This is a genomic window from Streptococcus oralis (assembly GCF_001579525.1).
GTDB classification, from domain to species: domain Bacteria; phylum Bacillota; class Bacilli; order Lactobacillales; family Streptococcaceae; genus Streptococcus; species Streptococcus oralis_M.
Window position 1 is genome coordinate 1 of the sequence record NZ_LQZC01000026.1, and the last position, 262, is coordinate 262.

Consider the following 262-nt stretch of genomic DNA (forward strand, 5'->3'; position numbering starts at 1 on the left):
GGAGGATTACCCAAGTCCGGCTGAAGGGAACGGTCTTGAAAACCGTCAGGCGTGTAAAAGCGTGCGTGGGTTCGAATCCCACATCCTCCTTTTTATATTAACGCGGGATGGAGCAGCTCGGTAGCTCGTCGGGCTCATAACCCGAAGGTCGTAGGTTCAAATCCTGCTCCCGCAATTTGGCTCGGTAGCTCAGTTGGTAGAGCAATGGATTGAAGCTCCATGTGTCGGCGGTTCGATTCCGTCTCGCGCCATATTTTATTTT

The 262-nt window shown here is 52.3% G+C and carries 3 tRNA genes; all 3 read left to right on the forward strand.

The features are described 5' to 3' along the window. The 3 genes from SORDD25_RS08955 (at nt 1) to SORDD25_RS08965 (ending at nt 251) form a co-directional block, all read left to right on the forward strand. Nucleotides 1–90: transfer RNA gene (locus tag SORDD25_RS08955), tRNA-Ser, on the forward strand. A gap of 11 nt (nt 91–101) precedes the next feature. Beyond that, a tRNA-Met gene (locus tag SORDD25_RS08960) sits at nt 102–175 on the forward strand. A gap of 3 nt (nt 176–178) precedes the next feature. After that, nucleotides 179–251, forward strand: a tRNA-Phe gene (locus tag SORDD25_RS08965). Nucleotides 252–262 lie beyond the last annotated feature (11 nt).